This is a genomic window from Hymenobacter humi (assembly GCF_042665855.1).
Classification (GTDB): Bacteria; Bacteroidota; Bacteroidia; order Cytophagales; family Hymenobacteraceae; genus Hymenobacter; species Hymenobacter humi.
Genome location: NZ_JBHTEK010000001.1, coordinates 4,353,475 through 4,370,299, shown reverse-complemented (window position 1 = coordinate 4,370,299; position 16,825 = coordinate 4,353,475). Strand labels below are relative to the sequence as shown.

Sequence of the window (16,825 nt, the reverse complement as noted above, 5' to 3'; positions counted from 1 at the left end):
GTTTACTTCACGGCCGTTTCCTTGACGAGCGTTACCGTTTTCGGGTCCACCGTGATTTCCTCCAGCCGCTTGGCCACGGCCGGAGACATGCTTTCCTGGAAACGGCCGCCCAAGTGCTTGGATAGGAATTTCTCGGAGGCTGCGAACATGGCCATGTTGTTCACAGGTCGGGCAAAGCCGTGGCCTTCGTCGGGCGCAAGGAGGTATTGCACGGGGTAGTTGCGGTCGCGCAGGGCCACCACTATCTGGTCGGCCTCGGCCTTGTTCACGCGCGGGTCGTTGGCGCCCTGCACCACCATCAGCGGGGTTTTGATTTTATTGGCGGAGCCCAGCGGCGACATGCGCGCCAGCTCGGCCCGGCCGGCTTCGGTGCCGGGGTCGGCCATGCGGGCATACAGCTGCTTGCGCATGGCTTCCCAATAGGGCGGAATGGCGTTTAGCAGCGTCATCAGGTTGGAAGGCGCCACAATGGCCACGCCGGCCGAGTACACGTCGGGGGTGAAGGCCACGCCCGCCAGCGTGGCGTAGCCGCCGTAGGAGCCGCCCATGATGCCCACCTTCTTGGGGTCTGCAATGCCCTGGGCAATGAGGTACTTCACGCCCCAGGTCAGGTCGTCCTGCATTTTGCGGCCCCACTCGCCATTGCCGGCTTCCAGGAATTTCTTGCCGTAGCCGGTGCTGGCCCGGAAGTTAGGCGAAAGCACCGCGTAGCCGCGGTTGGCCAGGAACTGGTGCATGGCGTTGAAGCCGTAGGTGTCGCGGCCCCAGGGGCCGCCGTGGGGCACAATCATCACCGGCAAATTCTTGGCGGCTACGCCCTTAGGCAGGGTGAGGTAGGCCGGGATTTCGAGACCGTCCGACGACTTGTAGCGCACCACTTTCATGTCGGCCAGGTCACTGGACTTCAGCTTGGGCCGGGTTTCATACTGCTTGGTGAGCTGCTTGGTTTGGCGGTCGAAGAGGTAGGCCACAGAGGGCTGCGTGGCCGAGCTGGCCGAGAGCAGCCACAGCCGCTCGTCGGTGGTGTTGGATACCGGGTACACGTCGAGGCCGTTGAGCTTGGCGCTGGCCGTTTTGAAGTCCTTTTCAAACTCCTTGTCCTTCCACACGCGGCGCATCCGGTCGTCCTCGAAGCTCACGAAAACGGGCTCATGCGTCTTCTCCGATACGGCCAGATTGCCCACGTCCACGCGCTTCTGCAGGTCGGCCTGGAAGGGCTCTTCCTTGCCGGTGGCGGGGTCCATGAGCACGATTTCGGCCAGGTTGCGGCCCGGGCCCATGTTCGTAACCATGTATACCCGCTTGTTGTCCTTGGCAAAGGCGGCGACGTTGCTCTGCTCGTCAATCGACGTTTTGTAGAATGGCGTCAGCTTGTCGCCTTCCACGCGCAGCCACTCGGTGCTGCCGTCTGGGTTCGAGCGCGAAGCCACTCGCAGCTGGTCGTTCCAGTCGAACTCCCAGGCGCCGATGCGGTCGTTGTTCTGGCGCACCAGGGTTTTCTCGCCGGTGGTCAGGTTCAGTTTGTAGAGGTCGTGCCACGCCTTGTCGCGGTCGTTCAGGCCGATATAGAGCGTGTTGGTGTCGGTGAGCGGCACATTCACCACCTGCACCCGCACGCCCTTGAGGCCGGTGAGGTCGCGGGCCGTAGGCACGGCCTGGCCGGCGGGCAAGGCCTCGGCCGGGTTCACGGCGTAGATGTTAAAGTTTTCGTCGCCGCCCTTGTCCTGGCTGTAGAGCAGGTACTTGCCGTCGCGGCTCCAGAAGTAGCCGCGCACCGGGCGGGCCTGGTCGTTGGTCATGGGCCGGGCCTTCTCGAAAGGCTCGGTCAGGCCCTTTACCCAGATGTTGCGGGTGCCGTTGTAGGGCTTGATGAAGGACAGGAACTTGCCATCGGGCGAGAGCTGGGCGCCCGAAATCTCGGGGTCGCCAAACAGCAGGCTCGCGGTCGATGAGCGGCGGCTGCGCGCCGGCTTTGGGGGCTTGCGCTACGCCAAGTTGCGGGGTTGCCAGGGTCAGAGCCAGCCCCAGATAAAGAAACAAATGCCTCATATTTAAGCAGAAAAAGAGTGAATGTATGGGGCTAATGTATGCAAAAAGGACCGTGCAGCCAGCGCCGCACGGTCCTTTCGGTCAATTATTTACAAATTTCCTTCTTCTGATAAGAATATTATTCCTGAAAATGGTACAGGAACGTAATAATGCCAGTATAGGCGGGCTTTTTTGAATCCAGGATTTCGAGGGTGACTTGCAGGCGGGCCTTGGCAATGCCGCGCAGATTGGCAATGGAGAGCAGCGAGGCGCGCAGCCGGACCTGGCTGTTTACGGTCACGGCCTGGTTGAAGCGCAGGCTTTCGATTTCGTAGTTGACCTGCATTTTCAGGTTCTCAATGGCCACGATTTGCTGCCACAAAAAGGGCAGGAGCGACACGGTGAGGTAGCCGTGCGCAATGGTGGCCTTGAACGGCGACTCGGCCTGGGCCCGCTCGGCGTCGACGTGAATCCACTGGAAGTCGAGCGTGGCGGCCGCAAACTGGTTGATTTGCTCCTGGGTGATGGTGTGGTACTCGGAAACGCCCATTTCCTGGCCCACGCAGGCCTCGAGCTCGGCGAGGCTGCGGATAGTTAGTTTGCTCATAAACGGCGGTTGAATGGCGGTGAAGGGCCGCAAACATACGCCGCCTAAGCGCCACTGTGGTGCCGTGCTTAGCTATTGCGGCCAAACACGCGGCGCAGCAGTTCGGTGGTGCGGGCCACGGGGTTCTCGCGGATGTTGGCTTCTTCCTGGGCAATGAGCGTGAACAGGCCGTCGACGGCTTTGCCGGTGGCGTACTGCGTCAGGTCGGTTTGCACGGGCTTGCCCAGGGGCAGCTGGTTGTATTGCGTGGCCAGGGCCGAGTAGTAACGGGTAGCCCCCACTTTGTCCAGGCTTTGCTGCATGATGGGCGCAAAAGCCGTGGTGAGCTGGGTGCTGGTAGTGCGCTTCAGAAACTGCGTGGCGGCGTCCTTCTGGCCCGTCAGAATGTTCCACACGTCCGAAAAGGTGAGGCTCTTAATGGCGCTAATAAAAATGGGCTTGGCGCTGCGGGCCGCGTCTTCGGCGCCGCGGTTCAGCGACAGCTCAAACTTATCTACCTGGCTGCCCAGCCCAATGCTGCGCAGGGTGGTGGCCACGCGTTGCGCATCGGGTGGAAACGGGATGCGAATGAGGCGGTTGAGGTAGAAGCCGTCGGTCTGCGAAGCCTGGTCGGCACCCTTGCCGATGCCCTGCAGCAGCGCTTCCTTCAGGCCGTTGGCGGCTTCGGTATTCGAGAGCCCGCCGATGGCCGCGCTGCCTCTGCTGCTGGTGGAGGTGGGCGTTTTGATGCCGGTGGGCAGCTTCAGGTCTTTCAGGTCAGGAAAGCGGAATTGGGCCGAGACGTTGAAAGAGCAGCTCCAGAGAATAACCAGGGCAGCGCTGAGGACGAACTTATTCATAAGGACAAAGCAGACAGAAGCGGGAAAAACAGCAGAAGTTGAGCTGAATTCACAAGTTGAATTAGCGCGGCTTCGGGCTGCTGAATCCGGTTATGCAACTGCCGTGCCGTATCTGCCGATTCATTTGCCTCATTGAGCTACACTCGTCCTGTTGAGCTGAAGTCTGTTGGTCGTAGCATGCTTGCGGAAGCGTGCGTAGCACTCTTCTGTGTCGTTTGTCATGCTGAGCGGAGCATCTTATCAAGTGAGCACGAATCGTTGAGGCGTGATAAGATGCTTTGCAAGCTCAGCATGACAGACGGCGCGAGCGAGATGCTTCGGCTCCGCTCAGCATGACGGGTACCTGGCCTTTTAGTTAGCATTCAATGCGAAGATGAAAATTGAGCTGAGATATTGAGCTAACTCGTCGTCGGAATGGTGTTAGCCTCGGCGGTGGATTTGCTGGCACTCAGTTCTTTCGCATCTTCTTCCTGCGCTTTGGCCCAGGTGCGGTTGCTTTCGTGCGGCATCACAATGGGGACTCTCAGGCAGACGCTGTGGGTGGGCAGCACGTGGGCCCAGTCGGCGATGAGCTGCTTGTAGGCCTCGCCCACGGGCCGGATGTTGCGGTTCAAATCGTAGAGGCCCAGGGGGTTCACGTAGCCGTTGTTTTCGCGCAGGGCGGTGTCCCAGTCCACCTGGTCGGTGAGGGAGTACCAGGTGAAGCCCACCACGGGCACGCCGTCGTTGCGCACGCGCAGCACGTTGGCCCATTCCTTCCAGAGCCAGTTTACGGCTTCGTCGCCGTTGGGGCCTTGCCAGAGGTTGGTTTCGGTGTGCATGACCGGCAGGCGGTAGCGGTCGTGGTACTGCCGGGTGATAACGTGGTAGCCAAAGACTTCGCCCGAAGCGCGGGTGTGGCCGTTGGCCGACACGCGGTGCTCGTTGGTTTTGTAGTAGTCGTTGCCCATGATGCAATGGTGCTTGAGCTTGTTGTGCATGAAGGAGTGGTATTCGTCCCGCGTCATGCCGTTGTCCATCAGGTACTCGTACATTTCTGACTCTACCCGGCGGCCGTAGTTCAAATCCAGCGACAGGAAGCGGCGCGAATTCATGGTTTCAGCCGGGCGGATGGCAGCTGGGTTTTCGGCATGGAAGTACTCCGACGACTCGCTCTGAATAAAAATGGCATCGGCCCGCACCTCCAGAATGGCGTGCATGGCCAGCACGTTGGCCTTCACAATGTGCTTGAGGGCCGTCACGAAGGCCTGGTCGCTGCGCAACTGCTCGTTCCACCACCCAAACAGGGCCGAAAACTCCGCGCAGATGTACATCTCGTTGACCGGCGTGTAGAGCTGCACCCACGGAAACCGCAGCGCAAATGCCTTGGCGTATTGGGCAAACAGCTCAGGAAAATCCGGGTTCTGGAAGTTGCCTATCCAGTCGGGCACCCCGAAGTGGCACAGGTCCACAATGGGCGCAATGTTGCGCCGCAGCAAGTCCTGAAATGTGGCGTCGGCAAACGACCAGTCGTAGCGGCCGGGCCCCAGGAACGTGGTGTGAATGGGCGGGCCGTAGCGCAGAAAGCGCACGCCGAGCTCCTGCACCAGGTCGAAGTCTTTCTGCCAATGCTCGTAATGGCCGCATTTCGCCATCTCGTCCACGCGCACTTTGCCGTTCTGGATGGTGGGGTTGCTGTTTTCGATGCCGGTGGCAAAGAGAAATTGAGGTCCCATAAGCAAGGTTGGAAGGTAGACAGAACGTGTACGCAAGGTGGGGCGATGAGGAGGACAGTGCCGGGACTCAAGGCTTTAATTCTCGTGATGTTGCACCCCAGCCGGGCCGCGTGCTGGCTCGGCTGTCGGGGCGTTGCATTGGGAAGATATCTAACCCAATTTCAGGCTTATACGTTGTCGATAGGAACAGAAAAGATACGCCGTACTCTCTCTCGCACTGTCCATGACGCCACTCTCCCACATTCTTGAAAGCAAGGTGGTCGCCATCATCCGCGGGGCCAATCCGCCCGACCTGCTCCGCATTGCCCAGGCCCTGCACGCCGGCGGCATCCGCACCCTGGAAATCACGCTGAACTCGCCCGGCGCCCTCGACTCGATAAAGGAGCTGGCCGCGGCCATGAGCGACCATCTGCTGGTGGGCGCGGGCACCGTGTTGGACCCCGAAACGGCCCGCGCGGCGCTGCTCGCCGGCGCGCGGTTCATCATCTCGCCCACGCTCAACAAAAAGACCATCCGGATGACGAAGCGCTACGGGGCCGTGAGCATCCCAGGCGCGTTTACGGCCACCGAAATCCTGGCGGCCTACGAGCACGGCGGCGATATTATCAAGGTGTTTCCGGCGTCGGTGGGGGCTACGTATTTCAAAGACTTGGCCGGGCCGCTGCCGTTCATCCCGCTCATGCCCACCGGCGGCGTGTCGCTGGAGAACATCAAAGAATTCCAGCAGGCCGGGGCCGCGGCCTTCGGGCTGGGCAGCGCCCTGGTCGATACCAGCCAGCCCGTTACCGACGAATACCTGCACCACTCACGCGGAAGGCCGAGCAGTTTGTGCAGGCGGTTTCGCCGCCGCTCACCGCCGCGCCATGAAAATCTCGCGCTTCACTTTGTTTCAAGTGCCACCGCGCTGGCTGTTTCTTAAGCTGGAAACCGACACCGGCCTAGTGGGCTGGGGCGAGCCCATAATCGAAGGACGGGCGGCCACCGTGGCCGCGGCCGTGACCGAGCTGATGGAAAACCTGGTGGGCAAGAACCCGCTCAACATTGAAGACCACTGGCAGGTGATGTACCGCGGCGGCTTCTACCGCGGCGGGCCCATCCTGATGTCGGCCATTGCCGGCATCGACCAGGCGCTGTGGGACATCAAAGGCAAGTACCACAACGCCCCGATTCACCACTGATGGGCGGCCGCGTGCGCGAGCGGATGCGGGTATACTCCTGGATTGGCGGCGACCGGCCCACCGAGGTGGGGCTAGCCGCCGCGAGCATGGTGGCCAAGGGCTTTACGGCCGTGAAGATGAACGCCACCGACGAAATGAGCTACATCGATTCGCACGTGAAAATTGACCTGGCCCTGGCGCGCATCGCGGCCGTGCGCGAAGCCGGCGGCCCGGGCCTGGGCATCGGCATTGATTTCCACGGGCGCGTGCACAAGTCCATGGCCAAGATGCTGGCCCAGGAGCTGGAGCCCTATCGGCCCATGTTTATCGAAGAGCCGGTGCTGGCCCAGAACAACGAGGCCCTGCGCGAAATTGCCCGGTACACGTCCATCCCCATTGCCACCGGCGAGCGCATGTTTTCGCGCTGGGACTTCAAGCAATTGCTGGTTGACGGGTACGTTGACATCATCCAGCCCGACCTCTCGCACGCCGGCGGCATCACCGAATGCAAGAAGATTATTTCCATGGCCGAAGCCTTCGACGTGGCCGCGGCCCCGCATTGCCCGCTGGGCCCCATTGCGCTGGCCGCCTGCCTGCAGGTAGACGCCACCTGCCACAACGCCTTCATCCAGGAGCAAAGCCTGGGCATCCACTACAACCTGGAAAACGACTTGCTCGATTACCTGGCTGACCCCAAAGTGTTCGAGTACGAAAACGGCTACTGCAAAATCCCCGACGGGCCGGGCTTGGGCATCACCATCAACGAAGAATACCTGCTGAGCCGCGCCGCCATCGGTCACAACTGGCACAACCCCATTTGGCGTAATCCCGATGGCAGCGTGGCCGAATGGTGAGACGCTTCGCTTAATGAGGAATGAAGAATGAGGAATTAATCTAACCCGGCATACCCGGCGCAGCCTCTGGCGACTTCTAAAACCTCACACTTGAATTATTGCCGCCGGCAAGATGCTGCGCTACGGTCTGCTTTTCATTCTTCATTTCTCATTAAGCGAAGCGTCTATGAACCCCGAAACCGTTTTCCTGAGCTGCGATTGGGGCACCTCTTCCTTCCGGTTGCGGCTGGTGGAGCGCGCGGGCCTGAAAATCCTGGCCCAGGAAAGCTCCAAGGAAGGCAACGCGGCCACGGCGGAGCTTTGGCAAAGGCCCAACAGCCGCCGGAGCAGCGGCTGAGCTTCTACCTGGACATTTTACGAAAGCACCTGCAGAAGCTGGAGGAAACGGTAAAAACCTCGCTAGAAGACGTTCCCGTGGTGATTTCGGGCATGGCTTCCTCCACCATCGGTATGCTGGAGCTGCCGTATAAGCCCCTGCCTTTCGCCACCGATGGCTCCGATTTGCTCACGAAAACCATAGCGCCCACGGCCGATTTCCGGCACACCACGCTGCTGATTTCAGGCGTAAAAAGCGACGATGATGTGATGCGAGGCGAGGAAACCCAACTGGTGGGCTGCCAGTTTGAGTTGAGCGAACAGGAGCAGCTGTTTCTGCATCCTGGCACGCACGCCAAGCACGTGCGGGTGCAGCACGGCCGCGCCCTGGCCCTGAAAACCTACATGACGGGTGAGTTCTTCGCGCTGCTTTCCAAGCAAGCCATCCTCGCGAACTCGGTCGAAGAAGGAGGGAAACTGGAGGAAGGGAACAACCTCCAGTGGTTCGAGAAAGGCGTGCGCGACAGCCAGCAGGCCAACTTGCTGCACAACGCCTTTCTGGTGCGGACCAATGACCTGTTCAAGAAAGCCACCAGGCAGGAAAACTACTTCTACCTGAGCGGCCTGCTGGTGGGCAGCGAATGCCGGGACTTGCTAAACAGCATCCCCGCCGGCATTACCCTCGCCGGCGAGCCCGTGCTGGTGGCCCACTACAGCGCCGCGCTGCGCGTACTGGGCATTGCAGACAAGTGCCCCGTGCAAACCAAAACCGCCGAGGAAGTAACCCTGCGCGGGCAGCTATCCGTTTTCACGCACAGCCGTATCAAAGAAGGAACCCCGTAGCTGCCCCATTCCCATGCTGGCTCACCCCATACTCCATGCGCAAGCGACCCTGGGCGAAGGGCCCCTCTGGAACCCGGAGACCAGGCAGCTGTACTGGGTCGACATCGAGGGCCGGGCGTTTCACACCTTCGACCCCGCCGCGGGAGCAGATGAGGCCTTTGCCACCGATGCCCGGGTGGGCACCGTGGTACCGATGCACAACGGCGACGTGTTGCTGGCCCTGCAAACCGGCATCCACCGTCTTTCCCCGGCCACCGGCCAGCTCACTTCCTGGTCAACCCGCTCACGGACCCGAGCGTGCGCTTCAACGATGGCAAGTGCGACCCCGCCGGCCGGTTTTGGGTGGGCACGTGCAACATGGAGCTGAAGCCCCATACGGGCGCCCTCTACCGCTTCGACCCCGACGGCAGCCTCCACGAGATGCTGCGCGGCGTGACGACTTCTAACGGCATGGCCTGGTCGCTGGACCGCACCACCATGTATTACATCGATACGCACACGTTTCGGGTGCAGGCGTTCGACTACGACGATGCCACGGGCGACATCGAAAACCCGCGGGACATTGTCCGGATTCCCGAGGTGGTGGGCTATCCCGATGGCATGACCATCGATGCGGAAGGCATGCTGTGGGTGGCCCTGTGGGGCGCGGGCGCGGTGCACCGCTATGCCCCGACCACCGGCGAGCTGCTGCAGGCCGTGGCAGTGCCCGCGCCGTTCACGTCGTCCTGCGCCTTTGGTGGACCCGAGCTCAAGACGCTCTACATTACCACTGCACGCCGCGGCCTAAGCGAGCAGCAGTTGCAGGAGTTCCCGTTGAGCGGCGACTTGTTTGCCGTTGAGCCAGGCGTGCGGGGCGTGCCGGCCTATTTTTTCAATAAGTGACGTTGAGAACGTAAGCAGTGGCATTCTCCCATACTGCAGCTAGCGAGCGTTTTGTTGTGCTATCATAACCGCTTCTATTTGATTTTCTGAATCAAAAGCGGAATTAGGCAGAAAAATGCTAGCTCCGTTTTCCGGAGTCAAAAACAAGGCATTTGGTGTCCGGATAATATTGTTTATTCCTTTCCATTGTAGCTCTCCGCGAGAAAAGGGACCGTCTATTTTTATGAATTCGTCTTTGAAATTAATGACAATATCCTGGCCTGTAATTCCGCTTTTATTTCGGTCATTTAACCACTTGTGTTTTGAGTAAAAGTGCTTTATAAACTCGTAGATTCCGATAGCAATAAAAAAGTAAGGTAATATTCCTAACACTCCACCGGCGTCAATATATCGTAGTGCTATCCAGAATAAAATCATGAAAACAGCTAAGAATGGCTGCCACCTGCGAAGCCATTTCTGCGACGCCCATTCACGATAGAAATCGTTGTAATACTTATCGTTTGGAATGATTACTATGGTGAAATCCATATGAGTGGTGTTGAGGCAGACTAATTGCTCCTGCAATTATAGCTCGGCCACCTGCAGCTGAATATCCACGTTACGGCCGTGGTCGTCGGCGCAGGAGATTTTCACGGAGCCCGCAGGCGGGCTGAAAAACACCCGCTCAGTAGCCGAGGCGGCTCGCAGAAACTGGTCGTTTACGTACCAGAATACCTGCCGCACCTCGCTGCCAGCGGCGCAACTAAGTAGCAGTTGTTGCTTTTCGCGGCGGTTGAGCAGGTATTCGGCGTTGGCCAAGGGCGAGGTGATGGCGAGGCTGGCGCCTGCGCCATCGTCGTCGGTATTGCGCACGAGGCGGCAATCGGGATTGTGCGCGGGTAGCCGGCTGGCCGGCAAGCCCTGGGCTTCGCGAAAGGCCAGCACTTCGGGGCGGGGGTTGGGGAAAAGCTGGCGCCTAAAGCCGCTGGCCGGCACGCAAGCCCGGCAGTAGGAAACCGTGCCCGCGGCCGATACCAGGGCCTCGCGCTGGTGCTCGCAGCGCGAGGCCCTGGACGTGCCAGGCAGGTAGTAGTCAATAAGTTGATTGGGGCAATGCTCGCCCGGTACCAGCCCGCTTTCGGCGCACACCAGCCGGAAGTCGAGGCTGGCGGAGGCGTGGCCCAATTATTCGGCGAATTGTAGGCCAGGGCGTTGAACAGGTCGAACAGCAGGGGCGTGGCAATGTCTGTGCCCGTGAGGGCCGGGCTGCCCTCGCCGCTGAAATTGCCCACCCACACGCCCACGGTGTAGTCCTTATTATAACCAATGCTCCAGGCATCCCGCCGGCCATAGCTGGTGCCGGTCTTCCAGGCAATCTTGGGCAGCCGAGTGCTGCCCTGGTAGCCCAACGGCAAGTCGGGCCGCGTGTGTTGAGCTAAAATGTCGGTGATGAGGAAGGCCGCGGCGGGGCTTGTTATTAATGAAGAATGAGGAATGAAGAATGAAGAATTGGAAATTGAAGCAGCCGCTTTTCCTCTAGTCTTGCTAGATAATTCCTCATTCCTCATTCCTAATTCTTCATTAAGCGCCAGCGTCAAAGGTGCGTACCGCCCCTTGTCCGCCAGGGCCGCGTACAGTGCCGTCAGTTCTTCCAGCGTGGTGCCGCAGCCACCCAGAATCGTGCTAAGCCCCAGCCGCGGCGCATCGTGCGCCACGCGCCGGAAGCCAGCCTCGCGCAGCTTGCTCGTGAAGGTGCCCACGCCCAGCTCCGAGAGCACGCGCACGGCCGGAATGTTGAGCGAGTAAGTCAGGGCCCGCTCCACGGTCACTTCGCCGCTGAAGTTTTTGTCGAAGTTCTCGGGCCGGAAGCCGCTGAAATTGGTGGGCACGTCGGGCAGCTTTAGCTTGGGCGTCACGAGGCCACGGTCCAGGGCCAGGGCGTAGAGAAAAGGTTTGAGCGTGCTGCCCGGCGAGCGCACGGCCCGCACGCCATCGACCTGCCCGGAAGTGGCAGCGTCTTGGAAATCGGCCGAGCCCACATAGGCTTCCACGGCGCGGGTGCGGTTGTTCACCACCAGCACGGCGGCCTGGGCGATGCCCAGTTCGTGCAGGCGGCGCACGTAGTTTTTGGTCAGGTCTTCGGCCTGGGCCTGGGGGCCGCGCCGGAGCGTGGAACGGATGATGGGCTGGCCGGGAAACTGCGCCACCAGCCGGCGCGCCAGGTGCGGGGCCAGGGCGGGTGCCGCGTGGCGCTGCACGTCGAGCCTGCTCAGCCAAGGCATCGGCAATATCCTGGGCGGGAAACAGGCGCTGCTGCCCAAACCAGCGCAGCCAGCGGTTGCGCTCGGCCAGGATGGCGGCGTTGTTTTTGCCCAGCACCAGCACGCGCGGCTGGTTGGGGATGATGGCCAAGGTCACGGTCTGGGCCAGGGAGAGGTAGTCGGGCGGCTGTTGGAAATAGAGCAGCGCCGCCGACTTCACGCCCTCGATGTTGCCGCCGTAGGGCACCAAGTTCAGGTACAGCTGCAGGATTTCGGCCTTGCTGTAATGCGCTTCCAGCTGCAGGGCGCGCAGCATTTCGAGGGCTTTGTTGCCCAGCGTGCGCTCCTTGGGCTCCAGCAGGCGGGCCACCTGCATGGTGATGGTGCTGGCCCCGGTGGTGCGGCCCGGCCGGAAGAGGTTGCGGCCCGCCGCCTGCAGGATGGCCACCGGGTTCACCCCGAAATGATACCGGAAGTACCGGTCTTCCTTGTTGATAATGGCCTGCTGCAGCGCCGGCGTGATTTCCGACAGCTCGGTTTTCATCCGCCATTTCTGCGTGGGGTTCAGGTAGGCGTGCAGCACCGTGCCATCGGCGGCCAGCACGACGGGCGAATACAGCGGCGCGCGGGGCAGCGGAAACGCCAGGTCCAGCCCGAATAGCCCGACTATGGCTACGAGTACGGCTCCCACTAATCGCAACCCAGTCCGCCGATTCATACCCAAAGATATCCGTCTTGAGCTGGCGAAGTAGGGAGGTCCAGGACCATTTTCCAAGGGCTTGCCCGTCCTGCAAAAGCATGCCCGGTAGATTATGGGCAACGGTTTAGCAGTAGCTGCTTGCCCGAGTGAAAAAGCCATCAGGCTTTATCGCACCATCTCTATTTAATAATCAAGCTGTACTACTATGATTAGTTTATTACATATAGCAATTGCTATTCTAATGTTTTAAAGAGGCAATGCTAAATGTTAAACAATTTTCAAATTTTTTCTTAAAAGGCCAAAATATTTTTAATAGAAATTGATTTTTTGAAAAATTTACCCGAAAAAATCAAATCCGGCTATAAATCTCATTTCGTAAATATCCCGTGGCCGAAAGGGGGGCAGTTGGCCTTTTTCTTCCAGCGGGGTCCCGCTTCTGAGTAGCTCCGCAGCAGTGGAGTTGCTCCACCGGCCACACATGTTTCACCAATCCACCTTCATATTTCCAACAGCTACATGAAAAAAACTTTCCTAGTGACCCTCCTTTTGGTGGGTTTCAAAGCCAGCACATCGTTTGGGCAGGCCGTGGTAGACCCCGCTCTGAAGACGGCCTTCGCCACCAGCCCCACGGCTCAGGTCATTGTCACCTTCAAAGGCAGCGGCGCCCCGACGCTCCTCCAAACCGGTTTGCTGAAGCAGTTGGGTATTCTCAGCGGCATCACCATGCGGGCCCTGCCCGTGGCCGGGGTAGTAGCCACCGCCGCCCAGGTAGACGCACTGGCTCAGAATTCCAATGTGCGGTCCATTTTCATCAACAAGAAGCTTGACTATTTCAACTACCACGACACCAACCTGACCGGCGTGAAGCGCCTGCGCACCGATGCCCAAACCACGGCCCGCAACGGCGGCCTCCCGGTATCGGGCAAGGGCGTGGGCGTGCTCATCAACGACAGCGGCGTCGATGGCACCCACGAGGACATCAAGTTCGGCACGCACCTGGTGCAGAACACGCTGGGCTCCACCAACCTGAATTCGCTGAGCTCGCTGCTGCCCGTGACCTACGTGGAAGGCGTGCCCAATACCGACACCAACTCCGGCCACGGCACGCACTGCGCCGGCACGGTGGGCGGCACCGGGGCTCGCTCGGGCGGCAAGTACGAAGGCGTGGCGCCCGGCGCATCGCTGCTGGGCTACGGCTCGGGCGGCGCGCTGCTCGTGCTCGATGCCATCGGCGGCTTCGACTACGCCCTCACGCACCAGTTCCAGTACAACATCCGGGTTATCAGCAACTCGTTTGGTAGCAGCGGCGATTTCGACCCGAACGACCCGCTGAACGTGGCCACCAAAAGTGCTATGACCGCGGCATGGTAGTCGTATTTGCCGCCGGCAACGAAGGCCCCGGCGCCGACACCCACAACCCCTACGCCATTGCCCCCTGGACCATCTCGGTGGGCGCCGGCGACCGCAACGGCCTCTTGGCCGACTTCTCCTCTCGCGGCGTACGCGGCGAGCAGGGCACCTTCTCGGTAGACGGCGAAACCTGGACGTTCAAGAACGAGCCCGTGATTGTGGCCCCGGGCGTAGACGTGGTTTCTACCCGCGCCGTGGCCCCCGTGTCTTCCCTCGGCGCCCAGATGGACGCGGAGCTGCTGACTCCCGCCGAAGTGCCTTTCTACACGCACATGAGCGGTACTTCCATGGCCACGCCGCACCTGGCGGGCGTGGTGGCCCTGCTGCTCGAAGCCAAGCCCTCGCTGAACCCCGCCCAGGTAAAGGAACTACTGGTGAAAACCGCCACCAATATGCCCGGCCACGAGTCGTGGGAGGTGGGCGCCGGCTACGTGAATGCCTACGCCGCCGTGGATTACGCCTTCCGCTCTTCCAACTTTGGCTCAACGGTAAACTCCACCCGCCGCTTCAACAGCAGCGTGAACTCGCAGAGCGCCACCACGCCGTTCACCATCAACTTCAACCCTGCTACTACTGCCACCAACCAGATGACGTTCCCCGTGAGCGCTGGCACCAACAGCCTGGAAGTGAAAATTTCTTCTCCCGGCGTGCTGGGCGAAACCGGCAACCTGACCAACCTCGTGCTGATTGACCCAGCCGGCGTGCGCTACACCTCGGGCACTCCCGTTACTTTCACCCTCAGCACCGACCGCAGCGTGGCCGTGGCCTCGCCCGTGGCTGGCACCTGGACGGTAGCCGTAGAGGGCGTACGCGGTGTGGCCGCCCCCGAAACCGTAACCGGCAACATCACGCTGCTTACCCCCAGCGGCACCACCAACCTGGCCGACATCGTGGGCCACCCCGCCGAAGCCGCCATCAAAATGGCCGTGACCAACCGCCTCGTCGATGGCCTGGCCACCGGTTTCCAGCCCAACGCCAACCTGACCCGCATTCAGCTGGCCGACTACCTGATGATGGGCCAGGGCATCCGCCAGTTCCTGCCCGTTAACGGCGCCCGCACCTTCACCGACGTATCCTCGGTTAGCGACATCCTGCTCACCGAGTCGGTGGCCGCCCGCGGCGCCGCCCAGCGCGACGGGTTCCATGTAAACAACGGCGTGATGCTGCCCACCGCCATCGGCACGTTCTCGCCCGGCGCCACGGTTAGCCGCGCCGCCCTGGCCTACTCGCTGGTGCAGAGCCTGGGCTTCCAGGAGCAGGCCCTCAGCCGCAACGGCAAGTCCGTAACCGTAAGCGTAAACGGCCAGACCGTAGCCCTCGACGATGCCGATAAAATCCCGGCTGGCCTGGAAGGCTACGTAAGCGTTGCTCTGGAGCTCAACCTCATCAATGCGTACTACACCATCTCGCAGGGCCCCTACGACTTGCAGCCCACCATCCGCGCCACGTTCAAGCCCTCGCAGGCCGTCACCCGCGCCGATTTCGCGGTTATCGTAACCCGCACCTTCCAGCAGTACAATGCCCAGACCCAGCCTGTGGCGCAAGCTGCTCGCACCACTCAACCTCGGCCATGCTGACGGAAGTTGCCGCTTACCCGAACCCCTTCTCGGGCAGCACCACCATCAGCTACTCGCTGGCCCAAGAAGGCCCCGTGAGCGTGGAAGTCTACAACACCATGGGCGCCAAAGTGCAGACCCTGGCCGTAGGCACCGAAGCTGCCGGCACGCACCACCTGAAGTTCGACGCGGCCAAGCTGGCCCGCGGCACCTACCTCTTCAAGGTGAAAACCGGCGAGACGGTATCGACCAAGCGCCTGGTAGTGCAGTAAGCACTGTTGGTTAGTGTATGATTGAAAAAGGCCTGCTCGATTGAGCAGGCCTTTTTTGTTGGCTGCCTAGTCCGGTGTAGAGACGCAATATTTTGCGTCTCGTCGTTGAACGATGACGGGCGAACGACAGCTCTGGTCGTTGAATGATGACGGCCCACTGACACCCAAACGGCGCGGACGACGAGACGCAAAATGTTGCGTCTCTACTTATCTAAAAATGCCAAGCTCTTCACCTGCTTCTGATTCCCATCGATTGGGATTGTCCAGCACGTATTTCCGAATCTTTTCCAGCTCTGCTTCATTGCGGATAATCCGGTCATAAAAGCTCGACTGCCACGCAAACTCCAAGCCTTGCCGCGTAGCCCAAGCCTTCACGCCAACTTTAAAGCCTCGAATAATGGAAGCCAGATTATCAGATTGAGGGCCAAATTGGGCTACGGCTTGTTCCACGTATTCCGCCGAGCGGTGTATAAAGAGAATGCCATGAACATGGTCGGGCATTACCACAAAAGCGTCGGGCTCAGCAAAAGGGAAGTGCAAAGGAATCTGCTGCCAGCAATGCCAAGCTTGTTCAGCCAGGTTAGTACCGTTTAAATAAGCGTCATGTAAATCATCCGTAGCCGGTTGAATTTGGCCAAAATAGGGTATGCGGTTTTTAGTGCAGATGGTGATGAAATAACCGCCGCCTTTGCTGTAGTCATAGCCAGCACGCCGGACAGAGTTAATGCGATACCGTTCACCATACAATCCATTCCTGTCTTTCATAGCTGTGTAGAGACGCAATATTTTGCGTCTCGTCGTCCGCGCCGTTTGGGTGTCAGTGGGCCGTCATCATTCAACGACCAGAGCTGTCGTTCGCCCGTCATCGTTCAACGACGAGACGCAAAATATTGCGTCTCTACCGCACACGTACCACGCCGGCGCCATTGTAGGAGTGATAATCGGCGTTGTACATGGCATCGGCGTTCACCGGACCCAGTTTGAAGGTGCCTTTGCTCACGGCGCGGGCCAGGTAGTAGAACGACTTTGGCTTGCCGGTGGCGGTGGTGAAGAAGTTAATCCGGTCGTCGCGCACGTCGAGGTAGTCGGGTTGGGCGGCGTCTTTGGCCCAGTCTAGCTCGCGCACCGCGCCGATGCGGGAGTTTTCGATTTCCAGGCCGGCGGGCAGCAGGTCGGTTATGGCTACGTTCTTCACGGTGCCGGCCGCGTCGCCGGCTTCGATAGTGATTTTGACCACCACCAAATCATTCTGATGGAAGGTGGGCGTGCGTAGGGGCTGGCCGGCGCGGTTCAGGAACTGGCGGCGCACTTTCAGGTAGCTGTCTTCTTCCTTCACTTTGCCGCTGGCCGAAATGCCTTCGGTTTCCCAGAAGTAGTAGAGGTTGCCGCTGCCGGCGGTGCGCAAAG

At 60.2% G+C, this 16,825-nt stretch carries 16 protein-coding genes and 3 pseudogenes; 9 read left to right on the top strand and 10 right to left on the bottom strand.

Features of this window, described 5'->3' with window-relative positions:
* Positions 1-2 precede the first annotated feature (2 nt).
* The 4 genes from ACFQT0_RS24725 to ACFQT0_RS24710 form a co-directional block, all read right to left on the bottom strand.
* A complete protein-coding gene (locus ACFQT0_RS24725) occupies positions 3-1,799 on the bottom strand; it encodes an alpha/beta hydrolase family protein (RefSeq protein ID WP_380205672.1) in 1,797 nt (598 codons plus the stop codon).
* A gap of 368 nt (positions 1,800-2,167) precedes the next feature.
* Entirely contained in the window at positions 2,168-2,635 is a 468-nt protein-coding gene (locus ACFQT0_RS24720) for a MaoC family dehydratase (RefSeq protein WP_380205671.1), read from the bottom strand.
* Positions 2,636-2,703: 68 nt separating this feature from the next.
* Positions 2,704-3,474: a DUF4197 domain-containing protein gene (locus ACFQT0_RS24715; protein WP_380205670.1), complete on the bottom strand. Its 771-nt coding sequence runs from the start codon at positions 3,472-3,474 to the stop codon at positions 2,704-2,706.
* 398 nt (positions 3,475-3,872) lie between these two features.
* Positions 3,873-5,189 carry a family 1 glycosylhydrolase gene (locus ACFQT0_RS24710; protein ID WP_380205669.1) on the bottom strand — a complete coding sequence of 439 codons (1,317 nt, stop codon included), beginning with the start codon at positions 5,187-5,189 and terminating at the stop codon, positions 3,873-3,875.
* 223 nt (positions 5,190-5,412) lie between these two features.
* On the opposite strand from ACFQT0_RS24710, the gene ACFQT0_RS24705 reads away from it, so the two are divergent.
* The 6 genes and pseudogenes from ACFQT0_RS24705 (at position 5,413) to ACFQT0_RS24685 (ending at position 9,240) form a co-directional block, all read left to right on the top strand.
* Complete coding sequence (locus ACFQT0_RS24705) at positions 5,413-6,108, top strand: bifunctional 4-hydroxy-2-oxoglutarate aldolase/2-dehydro-3-deoxy-phosphogluconate aldolase (protein WP_380205668.1); 696 nt, start codon at positions 5,413-5,415, stop codon at positions 6,106-6,108.
* On the top strand, positions 6,053-6,367 hold the full coding sequence (locus ACFQT0_RS31765) for a hypothetical protein (protein WP_449272085.1): 315 nt from the start codon (positions 6,053-6,055) through the stop codon (positions 6,365-6,367). Before ACFQT0_RS24705 ends, ACFQT0_RS31765 begins: the two co-directional genes overlap by 56 nt.
* Positions 6,367-7,200 carry a galactonate dehydratase gene (gene dgoD / locus ACFQT0_RS24700; RefSeq protein WP_449272084.1) on the top strand — a complete coding sequence of 278 codons (834 nt, stop codon included), beginning with the start codon at positions 6,367-6,369 and terminating at the stop codon, positions 7,198-7,200. Before ACFQT0_RS31765 ends, dgoD begins: the two co-directional genes overlap by 1 nt.
* A 166-nt stretch (positions 7,201-7,366) precedes the next feature.
* On the top strand, positions 7,367-7,537 hold the full coding sequence (locus ACFQT0_RS24695) for a hypothetical protein (RefSeq protein ID WP_380205667.1): 171 nt from the start codon (positions 7,367-7,369) through the stop codon (positions 7,535-7,537).
* Positions 7,501-8,358 (top strand): 2-dehydro-3-deoxygalactonokinase, encoded by an 858-nt coding sequence (locus ACFQT0_RS24690; protein WP_380205666.1) that lies wholly within the window; start codon positions 7,501-7,503, stop codon positions 8,356-8,358. The genes ACFQT0_RS24695 and ACFQT0_RS24690 overlap by 37 nt, the downstream gene beginning before the upstream one ends.
* A gap of 13 nt (positions 8,359-8,371) precedes the next feature.
* Positions 8,372-9,240, top strand: a pseudogene (locus tag ACFQT0_RS24685) (SMP-30/gluconolactonase/LRE family protein).
* Positions 9,241-9,279: 39 nt separating this feature from the next.
* Here the strand turns inward: ACFQT0_RS24685 and ACFQT0_RS24680 are convergent.
* The 4 genes and pseudogenes from ACFQT0_RS24680 to ACFQT0_RS24665 form a co-directional block, all read right to left on the bottom strand.
* Positions 9,280-9,768: a YcxB family protein gene (locus ACFQT0_RS24680; RefSeq protein WP_380205665.1), complete on the bottom strand. Its 489-nt coding sequence runs from the start codon at positions 9,766-9,768 to the stop codon at positions 9,280-9,282.
* Between the two features lie 36 nt (positions 9,769-9,804).
* Positions 9,805-10,404 (bottom strand): hypothetical protein, encoded by a 600-nt coding sequence (locus ACFQT0_RS24675; RefSeq protein WP_380205664.1) that lies wholly within the window; start codon positions 10,402-10,404, stop codon positions 9,805-9,807.
* Positions 10,405-10,613: 209 nt separating this feature from the next.
* Positions 10,614-11,501 (bottom strand): annotated as a pseudogene (locus tag ACFQT0_RS24670) (penicillin-binding transpeptidase domain-containing protein); the annotation flags it as partial.
* A 61-nt stretch (positions 11,502-11,562) separates the two neighbouring features.
* A pseudogene (locus tag ACFQT0_RS24665) lies at positions 11,563-12,198 on the bottom strand (transglycosylase domain-containing protein); the annotation flags it as partial.
* A gap of 498 nt (positions 12,199-12,696) precedes the next feature.
* On the opposite strand from ACFQT0_RS24665, the gene ACFQT0_RS24660 reads away from it, so the two are divergent.
* Genes ACFQT0_RS24660 through ACFQT0_RS24650 form a run of 3 tightly spaced genes read left to right on the top strand, consistent with a single transcriptional unit; the run spans position 12,697 to position 15,418 of the window.
* Positions 12,697-13,551, top strand: coding sequence for a S8 family serine peptidase (locus tag ACFQT0_RS24660; RefSeq protein WP_380205663.1), 855 nt, complete (start codon positions 12,697-12,699; stop codon positions 13,549-13,551).
* Positions 13,545-15,167, top strand: coding sequence for a S8 family serine peptidase (locus tag ACFQT0_RS24655; RefSeq protein ID WP_380205662.1), 1,623 nt, complete (start codon positions 13,545-13,547; stop codon positions 15,165-15,167). Before ACFQT0_RS24660 ends, ACFQT0_RS24655 begins: the two co-directional genes overlap by 7 nt.
* Positions 15,161-15,418, top strand: coding sequence for a T9SS type A sorting domain-containing protein (locus tag ACFQT0_RS24650; protein WP_380205661.1), 258 nt, complete (start codon positions 15,161-15,163; stop codon positions 15,416-15,418). The genes ACFQT0_RS24655 and ACFQT0_RS24650 overlap by 7 nt, the downstream gene beginning before the upstream one ends.
* Positions 15,419-15,625: 207 nt before the next feature.
* Here the strand turns inward: ACFQT0_RS24650 and ACFQT0_RS24645 are convergent, their stop codons facing one another.
* Entirely contained in the window at positions 15,626-16,183 is a 558-nt protein-coding gene (locus ACFQT0_RS24645; protein ID WP_380205660.1) for a transposase, read from the bottom strand.
* A gap of 133 nt (positions 16,184-16,316) precedes the next feature.
* The gene (locus ACFQT0_RS24640) at positions 16,317-16,823 is read right to left on the bottom strand and encodes an alpha-2-macroglobulin family protein (RefSeq protein ID WP_380205659.1); all 507 of its coding nucleotides are present in this window, start codon (positions 16,821-16,823) and stop codon (positions 16,317-16,319) included.
* Positions 16,824-16,825: the final 2 nt, after the last annotated feature.